The following is a 16,415-nucleotide window of genomic DNA, read 5'->3' as shown; positions in this document are numbered from 1 at the left end:
TCGTTGACATCCCATCGGATTAGCGCAAAAATAAGAATAGAGAAATCTATCGGATGACGGATAAACAACGAACTAGATCGCATACAGTAAGAGGGCACGACGCGCTAATAACAGGTGTCGGCCCTTTTCTTGACTCCACCTGCTGAACTGACTTCACCTATAACAAAAGGAGAACAAAGCTTATGTCCAAGAAAGGATTACTTCGCGGTTATGTTGTGTCGAACTGGCCTGTTTATCTGGTTGCTGTTCTTCTGATCATCGCCTCCAATGTCGGGCAAGCATCCTTGCCCCGCATACTCGGCAGCTTCACGGATCAGTTGATGCAGAACACACTTCAGATGCAGACAGTCGTAAAGTACAGCCTGTCCCTTCTGGCTATTGCCATCGGGTATAATCTGCTGTTCGGTACCGGGCAATTCATGATTATGAAGCTCGGTCGACGCTTCGAATTCATGACGCGTGAGCGTATATTCAGTAAGTTTTCCGAACTTAGCGAACATTATTTCTCCAAACAAGGAAACGGAAAACTGCTGAGTTATGTCATGAATGACGTTACTTCCGTACGTGAAGCGATATCCAATGGTGTGACGCTCATGACCAATGCCACCTTCCTGCTGTTGTCCTGCATTGTCATGATGCTGCTTAGCGGGATTCCGTTGACGCTCATTCTAATCAGTGTTGTTCCTTTGCTGGCGATTCCATTTCTGGTCGTGTTTTTTGGTCCACGGATTCGCAAGCGCTCTCGCGACGTGCAGGAAGCTCTTGCTACCATGACGGAATCGGCAGAAGAGCAGCTGGGTGGCATTCGCGTAACCAAGACGTTTGCCATCGAAGACAGTGCTCGTGCACGCTTTGGAACCACCGTCGATGCAATTAAGAGCAAACAGCTTCGTCTGGTTCGTCTGTCTTCGTTGTTTCAGGCTTTGCTCCCGCTGCTGGGAGCTATCTCATTGGTCGTTTCTCTGCTTGTCGGAGGTATTATGACCATGCAGAATTCTATTACACTCGGGAGTTTTGTCGCCTTAACCTTATATCTGCGCATGATCATGGGACCGCTTCAACAGATCGGCAATGTTATTAATACCGTTCAGCGCTCAGGCGCATCACTGGAGCGGGTGAATGACCTGCTCAGCGAAGTAGCGGATGTGCGTGAACTTCCCGAAGCCACAGCGCTCCATACCGTACAAGATATCACCATGGAGAATCTAACCTTCTCCTATCCTGGCAGTTCATCTCCTGCTCTCAAAAACATTCAACTCCATATTCGTGCCGGGCGAACGGTGGGTATTGTAGGCAAGACCGGCTCAGGTAAAAGTACCCTCGTTAAGCTATTGCTGCGTACATATGAACCACCTGAAGGAACAATCCGCATCAATGGCACCGATATTCGGCAGCTGTCGCTGGAAAGTCTGAGATCGCGCATCGCCTATGTCCCTCAGGATGGCTTCCTGTTTAGCACCACCATCCGGGATAACATCGCATTCAGCGACCGGGAAGTATCGTTGGATACGGTGGAACATAGTGCACGTCAAGCCATGATCTATGACAATATTGTCCGTTTTCCTGATCGCTTCGATACACGGCTTGGCGAACGCGGACTCACCCTGTCTGGTGGACAACGTCAGCGAACCAGCCTTGCAAGAGGACTGATCAAACAAGCACAGTTACTTATTCTGGATGACAGTATGAGCGCAGTTGATGCTGTCACCGAGAGTGGTATTCTGCGCAGTTTGCGCGAGATCGGCAAGGGCAAAACCACATTGATCATCTCTCATCGCATCAGCGCGGTCCGTCATGCAGACGATATCATCGTTCTGGATGAAGGGCGAGTCGCTGAGCAGGGAACACATGCGCAGTTGATGGCTGCCAAGGGGTTATATGCGGCCACCTACCGTTTGCAGGAGGAGGGATTACATCATGTCTAACGCTAACGCTGAACTTCACCCAGATGCAGAGGCCGATCAAAGTAAACGAACTTCGTTTAAAGCGATGATGGCATACGCCAAACCGCATAAATGGGCTTTTGCCGGTATCTTCTTCTGCTCACTGCTTGGCATATCGGCAGATCTGCTGCAACCCTATCTGGTGAAGATCGCCATCGATGATCATCTGGCCGTAGGCCAGACCAGCGTGGGCTTTCTCGTTCAGCTCGCAGCCATCTTTCTTGGGCTGGCTGTCATCAGTTTTATTTTTACCTATATCCAGAATAATCTGTTGCAGCATGTGGGACAGAACATTGTATCCCGGATTAGAAAGGACCTGTTCAAACATATCTCCAAGATGTCCATGTCCTTCTTTGACCGTTTCCATATCGGGAGTCTGGTTACGAACGTATCCAGTGATACGGAGACCATCAGCAGCTTTTTCACCCAAGTCCTACTCAGTCTGATTCGAGATGGTATGATGCTGGTGCTCATTATCGTCTTTATGTTCCAACTTGATCCTGTGCTGGCGGGTTACTCCCTCATCGTCCTGCCTGTCATTGCTGTGGTTGCGGTATTATTTCGTAGCCGACTGCGGAAAGCCTATCAGAATGCCCGTACCCGTCTTTCCCGTTTGATCGCATTTACGGCGGAAAACTTGTCCGGCATGTTCCTGATTCAGGCTTTTCACCAGGAAGAAGAACAGAAGAAACGTTTCTCGGAACAAAATGCGCTCCATCTGAAAGCCAACATTGCTCAAGCCCGCTCCAATGTCATATTCAACCGGACCTTTGATATCCTTGGCAATGCGGCACTGGTCATGATGGTCTGGCTTGGAGGTCGCGCCGTACTGGGTGAGTCTCTGCAAGTCGGGGTATTGTATGCGTTTATCAGCTATATTCGTCAGTTCTTCCAACCCATTAACCAGATTACGATGCAGTGGAATACATTCCAGTCCACCACCGTATCCATGGATCGCATCTGGAACATTCTGAATACGCGGCCTGAAGTTGCCGATCCTGAGCCTATGATGGCCTCTTCGCTTGAACCTCGGAACGTGATGGGCCAGATTGATTTTAATGATGTGTCTTTTGGTTATCGGGCAGATCGGCCCCTGATCCAGCATATGAATCTGCACCTCTATCCGGGTGAAATGGTAGGTATTGTGGGCACAACGGGCGCTGGCAAAAGCACCCTGATCTCCCTGCTCAATCGCTTCTACGATGTAGACAAGGGCAGTATCGAAATTGATGGTACCGATATTAGGCATCTGCCGCAGGCCAAACTTCATCGGATTGTGGGTCTAATTCAACAGGAACCATTCCTGTTCTCCGGTTCCATTATTGATAATGTGAGAATGTTTCGTGAGGATATTACGCGAGAGCAGGCAATTGAAGCCTGCCGTTTTGTCGGAGCACATGCCATGATTTCGCGTTTGTCACAAGGATATGATACACATCTGTCTGAACGCGGAAGCGGGCTGTCCGCCGGGGAGCGGCAGTTGATATCGTTTGCCCGGATCGTTGTGTTCCAGCCCCGAGTGCTCATCTTGGATGAGGCAACCGCCAATCTGGACTCACACACGGAACAGCTTGTGCAGCAGGCGCTGGAATCGGTATCCCAGGGACGCACCACCATTGTCATTGCCCATCGTCTGTCCACGGTGATGCATGCCGATCGAATTCTGGTGATGGAGAATGGTGAGATTGTGGAGGAAGGGCCACACCAGGAGCTGATTGAAGCTCAAGGCGTATATGCCGATCTGTACACGCATGCGCGTGATGCAGGTAAAAATTCAGCTATATCAGGGTAATGGACCTGAATTAAGTTCGTGTTAAACTATAGATCGGGCTAATGAATTCATCTGAGTCTGTCTTCTGTGTTATAGCCAATAACGTTGAACATGCCGCTCTGCTTATGCAGGCGGCACGTTTGGCATATCGATCAGCATTGTTAATTAGGAGGAACATCTATGCATCAACCCGAAACACCCAAGCGTGACCATCAGCAGATTCGTTACCGACGCAGCACAGCTCTATGGAAAGGAAGTTTATGCTTCCTGTTCCTTCTCTTGTGCGTGAGCTTATTATGGATCATCGTGGACGGACAAGCCGAAAGACTTGAGACGATATACTATTTCATCGCAGCCGTACTGGGTATGTGGTTGATTGGACCACTATTCTTCATGTTTGTGTCACGACTAACCAGAACCCCTGCCGTGTTGTTATCCTGGAATGATGATGTGTTGAGCATGGGCAAACGGAAGATTTCTTGGAGCCAGATTCGCAAAGTTGAACTCGCCTCACCTGCCCGCAGCAAGTGGCTCCTGTCTGCTTCTCCCATGATCGTTCTGTTCCTGAAGGACGGCACACGTTCTCATATTCAGACAGATCATCTGCTGAGCAAAAAAGAGCTGAACCAGGCTGTGACTTTTCTTCAGGAGACTTTGCAAGAACAGAAGCAGGATCGTTGAGTACCGGGATGGATGAGGACAAGCTCCCCACATATCACTGTGATTTCTCTACACCTATGGACAGGCTGACTTTGTAATTGCCGTAAGGTAGCAATGCTTCAAGCAGTTGGCCAAGCTGCTCTGTGGTGCCGGTCTGCACTCTCATCAGATAACAGCCTTCCCCGCTGACGCGATGGACTTCAACGATGTCCTTACGATCAGCAATGAATGTACGAAAGGCAGCATGTCTGTCACCGGAGTTCAAGAAAACCGTGACAAATGCCTGTAGGCCGAGGCCCAGGCGTTCCGGGTTCCATTTTACCGTATACCCTTCAATCACACCCAGATCTTGCAGCTTCCGCACTCTTGCACCGACGGCCTGTCCCGTGAGATGAACCTGTTCACCGATCTCTTTGTGAGAACGTTTGGCATCCTGAATCAGGATCTGCAAAATACGGATATCCGTGTCATCTATCATTTCATTCATCTTGCTTCAGCAATCCTTTCACGGTGAAATTAGCATAGCCTAATTCCATTCATCATGTTATGTACTACGTTAAACGGGTTGTATACCATATAGGGTAATACTATTAAACAACCCGAAGGAGTGCAAATATAATGAAAATTCAATTGATTCGCAATGCAACACTGTGGCTGGAATACGGAGGGCTTAACATTCTCGTTGATCCAATGCTGATGGACGCCGAAGTCATCCCCGCAATCCCCAATACACCCAATGAGTTACGTAATCCAAGAGTAGCTCTGCCTGAAACCGAAACGGATTACCTGAATCCGGATCTGTTGATTGTGACACACACCCATCCGGATCACTGGGATGAAGCAGCAGCGAAACAACTTGATAAAGACATTCCTCTGTTCTGCCAGCCCGGGGATGAAAATGTATTTTTGGGTGCCGGATTCACAAATGTAACAGCTGTAGATGAAAAACATGAGCATCACTCTGTCCGATTCGCCCGTACATCCGGGCATCATGGTACAGGTGAAATCGGAGAACGTATGGGCAACGTGTCCGGTTTCGTACTTGAAGCAGACGGGGAACCCGTCACCTATATCGCTGGGGATACCATCTGGTGTGAAGAACCTGCTGAGGCCATTCGTCAATATACGCCTGATGTCATTGTTGTGAATGCCGGAGGCGCACGCTTCCTGGAGGGTGATCCCATTACAATGGACGGGCCTGACGTTGTAGCCGTGAAGCGCCATGCGCCGTCTGCTCATGTCATCGCCGTGCACATGGATGCGATTAATCATTGTATGATGTCTCGTACGGATCTTGCGACTTATCTGGCATCCGAGCAGATGGATGGTCAGGTGCTCATTCCGCGTGATGGCGAAAGTTTTGAGTTTTAAAGCGAAAGCGCGTACGCACCTCCGATGCATTCCTTTCCCTATAAATACAACGAAAAAAAGCTGGATGCGATGAACTCGCACTCAGCTTTTTTTGATTCAAGAAACACTCTGACCATTACTGGACTTTCAAACGGATTACGTTCCATGATGCTTTCGCCAAGCTCGCCGTAATTAGAGTATCAGATACAACTGCACCTCCGCGATTATGAGGAGCAACGCGGTTTGGTTGTGCTGCCGTATTAGATGCTTTGAGGTCATCACTCTCCAGCACGATATGCTCGATCACGGTACACTTCCCGAAGCTGCGCAGATCCACTTCGAGCGGAAGGGATTCTTCCAGATGACGGTTGACTGCGAATACAGTCACTTCACCCTGCTCTTCGTTATGGACCGCAATAGCTTCCAGATAAGGAACATCTGTGATTTGTTTTGTATCGTATTTTGGAGACTGGATCAATGGCACCAATGCTGTTCCACGCCCGAAGAGGGACGTATGCATAAATGGATAGAAAATTGTCTGTCTCCATGAGCCACCGCCCGTATCTGTCATGATTGGTGCAATTACGTTAACGAGTTGTGCCAGACATGCCATTTTAACCCGATCCGCATGTTTGAGCATACTGATCAACATACATCCAACAAGCAGTGCATCCTCATGATTGTAGATATCCTCCAGCTGTGGCGGAGCAATCTGCCAAGGGTCCATCTTCGAATCATTTTCATTGGAGTGATACCATACATTCCACTCATCAAAGGACAGATACATCGTTTTTTTGCTGCGTTTCTTCGCTTTGATATAATCACAAGTTGCCTTCACGGTATCGATAAAACGATCCATTTCAAGCGAGCGTGCCAGGAACGTTGGCGTATCTTGCTCTTGATTGCCGTAGTATTGATGCAAGGAAAGATACTCCACGTGATCATACGTATGATCCAGCACCGTTGCTTCCCATTCCGGGAATGATGGCATATTCAGATTCGAACTTCCGCAGGCTACCAGCTCAATCGTCGGGTCCGTCCACTTCATGACTTTTGCTGCTTCAACAGCTAACCGTCCATACTCATCTGCCGTTTTGTGACCAATTTGCCAAGGACCATCCATCTCGTTGCCCAGACACCATGTTTTGATCGCATGTGGCTGCTTGTATCCATGTTTGATGCGAAGATCACTATAATACGAACCTTCTGGATGGTTGCTGTATTCCACAATGTTGCGAGCTGCATCCGTACCCCGTGTCCCCAGATTAACGGCCATCATGACTTCAGAATTAGCCTGTTTCGCCCAGTCCACGAATTCGTTGAAGCCAAATTCATTGGTCTCAATCGTTCTCCAGGCCAGTTCCAGTCTGCGTTTGCGTTCTGACACAGGTCCAACCGAATCTTCCCAATTGTAACCGGATACAAAATTACCTCCAGGATAACGTACAATCGGTACATTCAACTCTTTGACCATCTCCAGCACATCCGTGCGGAAACCCTGTTCGTTCGCTGATGGATGCCCCGGCTCGTAAATCCCGCCGTAGACGGCACGTCCCAGATGCTCAATAAATGATCCGTACAAGCGCTTATCCACTACACCAATTGTAAAATCTTTATCTACCGTCATTTTTGCTTTTTCCATAATGAATTTCAACTCCCTAAGATTAATATAAAAATTAATTGATATTCTATGGATCAACGTTCATATTTATATTAAAATCGATTATAGCCTTAATTTCAACCTGAATTTTGCAAAATGTTATTCTTTTTACTGAATTTATGTTTAACTTAATTCTATACAGATAAAATGGAGGAACAACTGTGATCAGAGCAAATACCGATGCCGAATGGCTACCCCTATATGAAGCACTTGCCAGTGAAGTCCGTCTACAGATCATCCGCCTTGTTGCAGAGACTCCGATGAATGTGAAGGACCTTGCTGCTTCACTGGGTCTGAGTAGTGCCATCGTGACCATGCATGTCCGCAAACTTCAGGATGTGGGCATTATTCAGTCCAAAATGATACGTAAAGACGGCGGTACACATAAAATGAACAGCCTTGCTGTAGACTGGATTGGCATCTCCATGCCGCAGGAAAGCGGGACTGCCCGCAAGCTGCACGAGGTTTCCGTCCCTGTGGGACACTATACTCACTTTGACGTCTATCCGACATGTGGTCTGGCTACGTCCAATCATGTTATCGGTCAGTATGATGACCCTCGTTATTTCCTCGACCCTGAGCGGATGCATGCCCATATTTTATGGTTTGGACGTGGGTTTGTGGAGTACAAAATTCCAAACTATATCTTATCCGGACAGCAGATCAATGCCATTGAATTGTCCCTTGAGATCGGATCAGAAGCACCTTCGGTGAATCCAAATTGGCCCTCGGATATTACATTCATGCTGAATGGCATCCGATTAGGGGAATGGACAAGCCCTGGAGATTCAGGCAACGGACGTGGCATGTTCACCCCGGAATGGTGGAGTGACAGTGTCAATCAGTACGGCATGCTCAAGGTACTGCGAATTACCCATGAGGGTACGTTTATTGATGGACAACATCTATCCGACATTACACTCGCAGATATCCCGGTCGAACGCAACCAATGGACTCTTCGTCTTTCGGTGGAGGAAGATGCTCAACATGTAGGCGGGCTTACCTTATATGGCGAGGGATTCGGCAACTACAATCAGGATATCCTGTTCCGACTGTACTATCACGATTGAGTTCTTCAAAATAATAAATAACACCAAAACACCTCCTACTCGCCTGTCAAAGGCAGAATGGGAGGTGTTTTGTATGCATATGAACATGCGTGGATTATTTAAGAAGATTCTTGTTCTAACCTACAGCGCACTGCCACCAAACAGGAAGCGATACTCCCAGTGTTTGCCGGAGATATCACTAGTTGTTACACCACCGCCAGCGTTGGAATACGTATGTAATACCTTGCCGTCGCCCAGGTAAATCCCTGTATGAGTAATCGTTGCAGTAGATTTATTCACACCCGAATACGATGATGCAGAGCTGCCTTTATATGACATGAAATACATCAGATCGCCGCGTTTCAGGTTTTTCCAGTTCGTCTGAACTGTACCCTTGGCTTTTACATAGTCTCCCTGTTTGCGGGAATCCGCTGGAAGCTTGATGCCAAGTGCATCAATGAAGGCTTGACGTACAAAGCTGGAACAGTCAAAAGTAGCTGTGCTGTTACGACTGGCTCCGAACTCATAAGGTGTTCCCAAATATTTCATTCCCGCTGCAATCACTTTTTCTACAGATGCATTGCCGGTCACCGATGTACCACTATTCGAACCCGATCCGCTTGTGCCGCCACTAATCGCTTGTGTGTATTTGGATGAAGAAGATATGTAGCCTGTCCGGTTAGCAGAATCCTTAATCTTATACCAATCCGAACCGGATTGCTGAAGCACCGTTACCGTTTCCCCTTTAGCGACCATGCGAACAATCTTTGCAGAAGAAGAAGGTGTTGTGCGTAGGTTTACGCCCCAAATTACTTTTACTTGTGAATTGTTAACAGCAGCTGCCGATACCTGTGCCGTTAGTGCTCCTGTTGTCAGACTTCCCATCAGCATCGATGCTGTGACACTTGCCGTAATAATCGTTTTTTTCCAGTTCATGATGTCGAGTTCCCCCTGATGTTACAGAATTTTAACCTGGCTTGGTTCTCCCGGGCTTGCCCCATTGTAAACGGGCTATCCATAACGTTCATCAGTCGAAAGTCCTGTATTGATATAGGCGAACTTGAGCACTAAGTATTAGGGTGTGTCCATAACCTGCTGGAAAAATTCACTGCTGATCCCTTCTTTTTGAAAGGTTAAATTATTGTAACTATTTGATATGCTTCATTTTACCGTGATAAAAGAGTTAGGTCGTTTCTCATTCAGGGTATATGCCATATGGCCTAGATTTTAATGTTTAAAATATCAAATATGGTAAACATTACTATGATTCATTTGCCGATTACCGTTCCCCAAATTCACATTTTGGCCTCCAGCCTCGATACGGATCGATTTATCAGCAGTGTCCGTTTGATTATTTCGTATTTCATTTTTACTTTTCCATAAAAAAAAGAAAAGCCAGGGATTTCTCCCCGGCTTAACCTGTATGATGAGTAACATCACTCTACAGCTGGTCGATCAACTCATTTAAGGTTCAATTCCCCATACCTTTGCGCCATCCTGATAAGCTGTCACTTTTGTCCAGGCACTGAAGGCCGTTTGGGTGGAATCAAAGGAATAATCATTCGTTTGATCAAAATTCGTCCAGTTGTTTTTCGAGAAACGTCCCTGGATGATTCCGGTTTCGGCACCTGCGGCCAAACTGCCGGCACCTGCTTTGAATTCAATCTCCAGATACGTATCTGCCGTGCCCTTGGCCGGATCTATCGAAACAAAATGTCCTTCTACATTACCACTGCCAATCTGTGCATAATCACACCAGAAACTCAGATCAGCGGCACTATCCTTGGTGAAATAATACCGGACCTTCACTTTGCTCAAGTCCACAGCAGTTGTACCTGTATTCTTCACATTAAATTGTGGGGTAATCGCATTGACCGAAGTTCCTGAACTACCATTACGGTACTGTACTTCAAGCGTTCCCGTTGTGATTGGAGGTGCTAATGGTGTCAACACCAATACATTTGAATTCGTCTGACCACTCGTATTAACGGCTACGACTCTATAATTATAAGCCGTACCATTCACCGCTGTAGCATCGGTATACGTTAGTGCGGTCAAACCTGTCGCCAGATCAGCATATGCCCCGGTACCTACCGAACGTTGTACCTTATAACTTGATGCTCCAGTTGATGCAGTCCATGTCAGTACCGCCTGGGCATCGCCAGCCGTTCCAGTAAGGTTGAATACGCCTGGCACAACGATACCTGCGAGTGGTGTTGCAGATGCCTGTGTCGACGGTGCAGACTCACCTACGGCATTCACCGCAGTGATGACATAATAATACGTTGTGCCGTTGGTCAAGCCTGTATCCGTGAATGTTGATCCTGTGACCCCTGTCGCTACAGACGTATAAGGACCACCATTAACCTCTGCACGTTTCACGGTATACGAGGCTGCACCAGCGGCTGCGTTCCAATTCAGAACCACTTGCTCACTTCCTCCAGTTGCTGTTACGCCAGCAGGAGCAGCGGGTACTTCCACTTCCGGACTATCCGAATCTCCGAGGAGACGATCATACTCACCGTACGCTGTAGCCATATCCACCTGTGACCAGAACCGGTGATACGTAAAGGTAGGTGCACCGTTTTCCCACTGTTTCGTGGTTGTGTTGTATGACGTTTTGTACAGATTATCCAGGTAAGCCCATGCCGGATCTTGCTTGATGGCCGGACGCAGATCGGAGTATCCAATGTATACGCCATTGCCACCTTTCGCCGGATCGGAAGGTACACCTGCTGTACCTGGAATCGTATTGCCTTGACCAAAGGTTCCAGACCAGTTCGCCGGGATATAGATCTCTTTGGCAAAGAAGCGGAAGTAGTCTTTACGCTCTTCTTCCGTAACAATCCCCACACCATCATTGTAATCCCAAGCTGTATCCAGCAGAGCCTCGGCCAAATCCTTGGCTTCTTGGCCTTCCGCGCTAAGTGTGCCGTTCTCTGCCTGTGTTCCCGCTGCGAAGAAGGTCAGAGCTTTAACGTAACTTCCCAGAACTCCTGTGTCCTGCACTGGATCTTTGGTCGTTACACGGAAGTTCGGATTTTCCGTGAACGAACTGAATCCATTCCATTTGTCCGGTTGACCCTGCCATTCCTGACCACCCGGAATCCAGAACTCTCCCGGCGCCGGCGTTGTTGCTACCTGAACATTAGTTCCACCTACAATGCGCTGTCCAGCCGCATTCAGATAATAACCTTGCGCATCCGTCACCGGACGCTCACCTACAAATACATAATCCTTACTCCAGTCGATCCACTTCGTGATTACCTTCTTGGCCATCTGGAAGTTCTCAGAGGTCAAATCACCGCTCTCCGCAAGAATATAGTACATCTCGGCTACACGCTCCAGCGGCCATGCCTGGAATCCAAACCAGGTGTTGGAATCCGGATCACGATATACAGGTGCCTCCTGATAAGCCATGTCGTAGAATGTACTTACGCCTGCCGGATAGGCTTTGTAGGAACCATCCAGACTGTTCGTTGCTCCCCCGCCGATAGCTCCTTCATGAGATTGTAGCCAAGTGTAGAATTCCAACTGACGTTTCAGCGTAGCATTCCAATCTGCCTTCGCTGTTGCTGATTTCGGAATCAGGCCGCCTGCCGGATCAGACAAAGCATACGCTGCAACCGGGTTTTGATAAGCCTGATGGGTATGGCTCGCTCCAATGCGCCAAGCCCAATCCCCACCTTGACCCAATCCACCGCCCCAAGACGTATACCAAGCCATGAGATACATGTTGGAATCCTTTCCTGTACCCGGAGTTGGTGTACCGCTCTTTGCACTTCCAATTTTCTGGAAGTATTTATCATACATGCCATAGCGCAGATAGTCCCCCATCTTCTTCGCTTTATCCAGATATTCCGGATTGTTGTATCCCATCTCCTTCGCCCAATATAGTACCTGTACAGCACGGGCATCGGCATCCGTTGCGTTAGTGTAACGCCATTGTGCTGACGGTACCTGCGTTTCCTTGGTGAACAAGCTCATGAAACCTTCGTTTGCCTTACCAAAAGATTTATCATCCTGGGATGGATGCGGAATGGCTTCCCACACAGACTCCTGCTCCCCACGCTGGAACGTGTTCACATAGGTAGCCGTATGTGATGGATTCAACAGGTTGCCATACCCATACCAGTCATCCACATCGACCAGCCAGTGCATGAGATAGGTCTGATTGTTACCATAGGTCGCCTTCAGTTCAGCATCAATTGGGTCTTTACCCGCTGCATACTGACCATTAAGTTGCGATGGATATTGATCAGGGAAAGGTTTTTCCGCTGCATACGTAGCAGGACTGTTCGGGTTATATGAGCTCATCGTAGGCTGCTCTTCCTTGCCGTCACCTTCGTTGACCGGGATAATGTATTTCTCCATACTGTCCCAAGCTGCTTCCAATTGGGACCAATCTCCCGTGTAGTGGCCATACATGGTTTCCAACCACAGCCAGTAACTGTATGCCTCGGACGTCGTCATATGACCATAATCTGGGGCCTCACTCAACAGTGTCTCAATGGAATGATACGGTAGACCCTCTGGCGAAAAATATCCGTTCGCCGGATCTTTCAACTGATCATATAATTGCAAAAACCGAACTTCATTAATGCTGTCTGCCTGAATCTCAATGGCCTGATCTGCGGCATGTGCTGTTTGCGGCCCTGCCCAGAGTCCGGTGTATCCGGTCAACATGACGGTTCCCGCCAGCATGGCTGTTAAACTTTTTTTCGCAGCTGATTTCAACATGAATATATACCTCCCTGGAATAATGGAAATTGAATATAAGTGCTGTTGGTCTGCCCATGCTGCTCTTTGGCTGATGATTCAGCCAGTTACGGCTCCAAGCCCCATACTTTGGTGTTTCCCTGATACCCGGTTACCTTGTTCCATGCGGCAAAAGCCGTCTTGGAAGCATCATAGGAATAATCATTACTTAGATCGAAATTGCTCCAGTTATTTTTGGAAAAGCGTGCCTGAATCACGCCGGTCTCTGCTCCAGCGGCCAAACTGCCTGCTCCCGACTTGAAGCTAATCTCCAGATACGTATCTGCGGTACCCTTCGCCGGATTCACTGCGACAAATGTACCTTCAACATTGGCCGTGCCCATCTCGGCATAATCACACCAGAAGGTCATTTGATCCGCACCATCCTTGGTGAAATAATATCGGATCTTCACGGTACTGAGATCAATCGCCTGTGATCCGGTATTCTTAACGTTGAACTGCGGAGTCACCGCATTACTTGAATTCCCGGACCCTCCGCTGCGGTACTGCACTTCGAGTGTACCGTTCGTCACCGGAGGTGCAGAAGGCGTCAGTGCCAGGACATTGGACAGTGTCTGTCCGTTCGCATTCATGGCTGCAATCCGGTAATTGTACGTGGTGCCATTCAGCGCTGTTGTATCGGTGTAAGTCAACACGGACAATCCGGTTGCCACATCTGCATACGTCCCACCTGCCACCGAACGTTGTACCTTATAGCTAGTAGCGCCCGAGGCTGCTGTCCAAGTCAGGACCGACTGCGCATTACCAGCTATCCCACTTAAAGTCAGTGCTCCCGGCACCGTCGAAGCTGCTTGCGGGGTAGCCGACACCTGCACAGAACCCGATGATTCCCCTGCTGAATTCACAGCAGTCACTACATAATAATAAGTCGTCCCGTTGGTCAGTCCCGTGTTTGTGTAGGTCAATCCATTAACCCCTGTCGCAACAGTTGTATATGGTCCTCCACTCACCTCGGAACGTTTCACCGTATACGATTCGGCCCCGGATACAGCGGCCCAAGTCAGGTTAACCTGACTGCTTCCCCCTACAGCCTGCACGCCAGCAGGTGCGCCTGGAACCGTGACTGGTGTAACACCAGGTTCTTGTCCATACACCTTCACCCCTGCATCATAGACTGGAAGGTATGTGCTCTTCACAGGAGTGCCTGTGGTCAGCGTCTGGAACGAATGATCATTGCTGGCATTCCATGCACCCTGTGGGCCTGTAATGCGGAACTGTACTTCTTTACGATAATTCCCTTCCCCACCTGGATAGATCTTCGTATTACCGAAGTTCGCCGTAATCGCATAGATATGCTGGGCTGCATTCACCACAACGGGTTGGGATACCGTCGCTCCCTCCGTATAGGAGGTTGTCACTTGCACGTCCGATACCGTACGTCCGGCAGCATACACTTCACTCAAATCCAGGAAATACTTAAAAGACAGTTGATCTCCCATTCGGGCAGGCCAAGCGGAACGATTATTAAGCTGTGCTCTGATTTCCGTATAATTGGCACCTGATGATTTGATCGCAGCCTCCACAAAGAACTCATCTCCCTTCACCTCAGGTGCAGGGAAGTTCGCAAGGGGCTGATGATTCTGACCAAATAGCAAATTCATCTTTGCCAGTGCGCCGGTAAAACCAGCATTGTAATCGGTTGCGACCTCATTACTCACGTAATCCCCGATATCATCGGTATATCCATCCGATGCATCCGGGCCACCGACCATGGCACCATACAGAATGTGGCGATGGTTAGCCGGGATATCTTCGTTATTCAGCCATGAACCGTGAGCGGTCCGATGATGCGGATGTTGAGGTGCATTTTGCCCATATCCGACCACATAACTGCTCTGACGCGGATTATCGCCCAGAATATAATTCATCTGTGAGACAGCAAAATCCTGATATCTTGACTTTTTCACAGGATCACTGACCCAGTCGGAGTATACAAAAGAAATAAAGGATGCATTCGCTGCATATCGGAGCGAGCCCCACTGATCCAGCCACGCCAGACCTCCTGGCGTATACTTGACTCGTGTCCCATTGACTCCAACCGTCCAATAATCCAGATTACGCTCAGTCGACTGAATAAATCTCGTCGCCTCCGGCATGTTCAAACTGGATGTAATTCGGGCAAGCAGGATCTGGGCACCATAATGTTTACTGTCCCAACCTTGTGTCCAGGTATACGGCCAATTGGCTGAGCCTCCGCTAGAAGACCAACGGTCCGTAGCTGCAATGGCTTTGGACAAGTAAGCGCTATCATTAGTAGCTAAATAAAGCCATGCGCCACCCCATGCCAGCTCGTCTTCGTATCCTGTCCACGAGTTATAGAACGCTGCGGCATCCGTGATACAATCGGTGTATTCCCCACGATACGTATCTGCAAAGTTGTACAGCTCTTTGGCATGTTGAAGCAGTCTGGCCGAATATGCCGGATCATCATCTGCAAATACAATCGATGACGCTGCCAGCGCTGCAGCTGTTTCTGCCGCCAGATCACTGCCCGGGCATGAAGCATCAATCTTGAACGAAGGACGGTTCATCTGCATAACTTCTGCGGGTCCCCACCAGGCATGGTCGGTATTGCCTGCCCCCACTTGTCCCCATAATTCATTTGGTTTCGTATGCGCTTTCATAAAATAGTCGGTCGCCCATCGGATATTATCCTTGATCTCCTCCAGTTGTCCGGCCTGATCATATCCGTCACTGTATTCCACGACAGACCAGGCGAGCATCGTTGCGGAAGCAGCCATCGGAAAACCAAACTTCACATGATCTCCGGCATCATACCATCCTCCGGTCAGATCAACGCCTACATCAGCTCCATCCTGCATGCCCGAATCACCGCGCCATTCGACCCGATTACTGGCTGGCAACGGACCCGAACGCTGTGCCTCATAGAAATAAATGGCCTTTTGCAGTGCTTCAGCATAGTTCTGATTTCCGGCGGCCGCATCCGCCTTACGAATTCCTGTGCCCATCGATAAACTTCCTGCCAGTAGTCCTGCCGATAACGCGATCATAGCGACTCGTCTCCACCAGCTCCCCTTCATGTTCAACTATTCATCTCCTCTTCATCAATATTCCGTATGCATTACTCTGGACTGCAAGTTTATATCTCTCCTCCCCATGGTGTATTTGAGTGTAAGTTCCACCATTAATTACCATTATAGCCGTTTGTTTCACCAGCTATATAAGCGTTGGTGACTTCTGAA

The 16,415-nt window shown here is 48.6% G+C and carries 10 protein-coding genes; 5 read left to right on the top strand and 5 right to left on the bottom strand.

Annotated features, from left to right (window positions below):
• Window positions 1–182: 182 nt before the first annotated feature.
• The 3 genes from F0220_RS06060 to F0220_RS06050 all read left to right on the top strand — a co-directional run bounded on the left by F0220_RS06060 (window position 183) and on the right by F0220_RS06050 (window position 4,395).
• Window positions 183–1,925, top strand: coding sequence for an ABC transporter ATP-binding protein (locus tag F0220_RS06060; RefSeq protein ID WP_091015563.1), 1,743 nt, complete (start codon window positions 183–185; stop codon window positions 1,923–1,925).
• Window positions 1,918–3,735, top strand: a complete 1,818-nt coding sequence (locus tag F0220_RS06055; RefSeq protein WP_091015565.1) for an ABC transporter ATP-binding protein — start codon at window positions 1,918–1,920, stop codon at window positions 3,733–3,735. The genes F0220_RS06060 and F0220_RS06055 overlap by 8 nt, the downstream gene beginning before the upstream one ends.
• 159 nt (window positions 3,736–3,894) lie before the next feature.
• Complete coding sequence (locus tag F0220_RS06050; protein WP_105600786.1) at window positions 3,895–4,395, top strand: DUF5381 family protein; 501 nt, start codon at window positions 3,895–3,897, stop codon at window positions 4,393–4,395.
• A 34-nt stretch (window positions 4,396–4,429) separates the two neighbouring features.
• On the opposite strand, the gene F0220_RS06045 is transcribed toward F0220_RS06050, so the two are convergent.
• A complete protein-coding gene (locus F0220_RS06045) occupies window positions 4,430–4,861 on the bottom strand; it encodes an Lrp/AsnC family transcriptional regulator (protein WP_091015568.1) in 432 nt (143 codons plus the stop codon).
• Window positions 4,862–4,992: 131 nt separating this feature from the next.
• Between F0220_RS06045 and F0220_RS06040 the strand changes: the two genes are divergently transcribed.
• The gene (locus F0220_RS06040) at window positions 4,993–5,745 is read left to right on the top strand and encodes an MBL fold metallo-hydrolase (protein ID WP_105600788.1); all 753 of its coding nucleotides are present in this window, start codon (window positions 4,993–4,995) and stop codon (window positions 5,743–5,745) included.
• Window positions 5,746–5,860: 115 nt separating this feature from the next.
• On the opposite strand, the gene F0220_RS06035 is transcribed toward F0220_RS06040, so the two are convergent.
• Window positions 5,861–7,366, bottom strand: a complete 1,506-nt coding sequence (locus F0220_RS06035; protein ID WP_100526926.1) for an arabinosylfuranosidase ArfA — start codon at window positions 7,364–7,366, stop codon at window positions 5,861–5,863.
• Between the two features lie 179 nt (window positions 7,367–7,545).
• Here F0220_RS06035 and F0220_RS06030 point away from each other — a divergent pair, with 179 nt between their 5' ends.
• Entirely contained in the window at window positions 7,546–8,454 is a 909-nt protein-coding gene (locus F0220_RS06030; protein WP_105600789.1) for an ArsR/SmtB family transcription factor, read from the top strand.
• 120 nt (window positions 8,455–8,574) lie between these two features.
• On the opposite strand, the gene F0220_RS06025 is transcribed toward F0220_RS06030, so the two are convergent.
• The 3 genes from F0220_RS06025 to F0220_RS06015 all read right to left on the bottom strand — a co-directional run bounded on the left by F0220_RS06025 (window position 8,575) and on the right by F0220_RS06015 (window position 16,253).
• Window positions 8,575–9,369 (bottom strand): C40 family peptidase, encoded by a 795-nt coding sequence (locus F0220_RS06025; protein WP_105600791.1) that lies wholly within the window; start codon window positions 9,367–9,369, stop codon window positions 8,575–8,577.
• Between the two features lie 528 nt (window positions 9,370–9,897).
• Window positions 9,898–13,173 (bottom strand): glycoside hydrolase family 48 protein, encoded by a 3,276-nt coding sequence (locus F0220_RS06020; protein WP_105600793.1) that lies wholly within the window; start codon window positions 13,171–13,173, stop codon window positions 9,898–9,900.
• 86 nt (window positions 13,174–13,259) lie between these two features.
• Window positions 13,260–16,253: a glycoside hydrolase family 9 protein gene (locus tag F0220_RS06015; protein WP_223199969.1), complete on the bottom strand. Its 2,994-nt coding sequence runs from the start codon at window positions 16,251–16,253 to the stop codon at window positions 13,260–13,262.
• Between the last annotated feature and the right edge of the window lie 162 nt (window positions 16,254–16,415).

Origin of the sequence: Paenibacillus sp. 37, assembly GCF_008386395.1 — a bacterium.
In the GTDB taxonomy this organism is placed as follows: domain Bacteria; phylum Bacillota; class Bacilli; order Paenibacillales; family Paenibacillaceae; genus Paenibacillus; species Paenibacillus amylolyticus_B.
The sequence above is the reverse complement of the archived record's forward strand: the minus strand, read 5'-3'. Positions and strand labels throughout refer to the sequence as shown.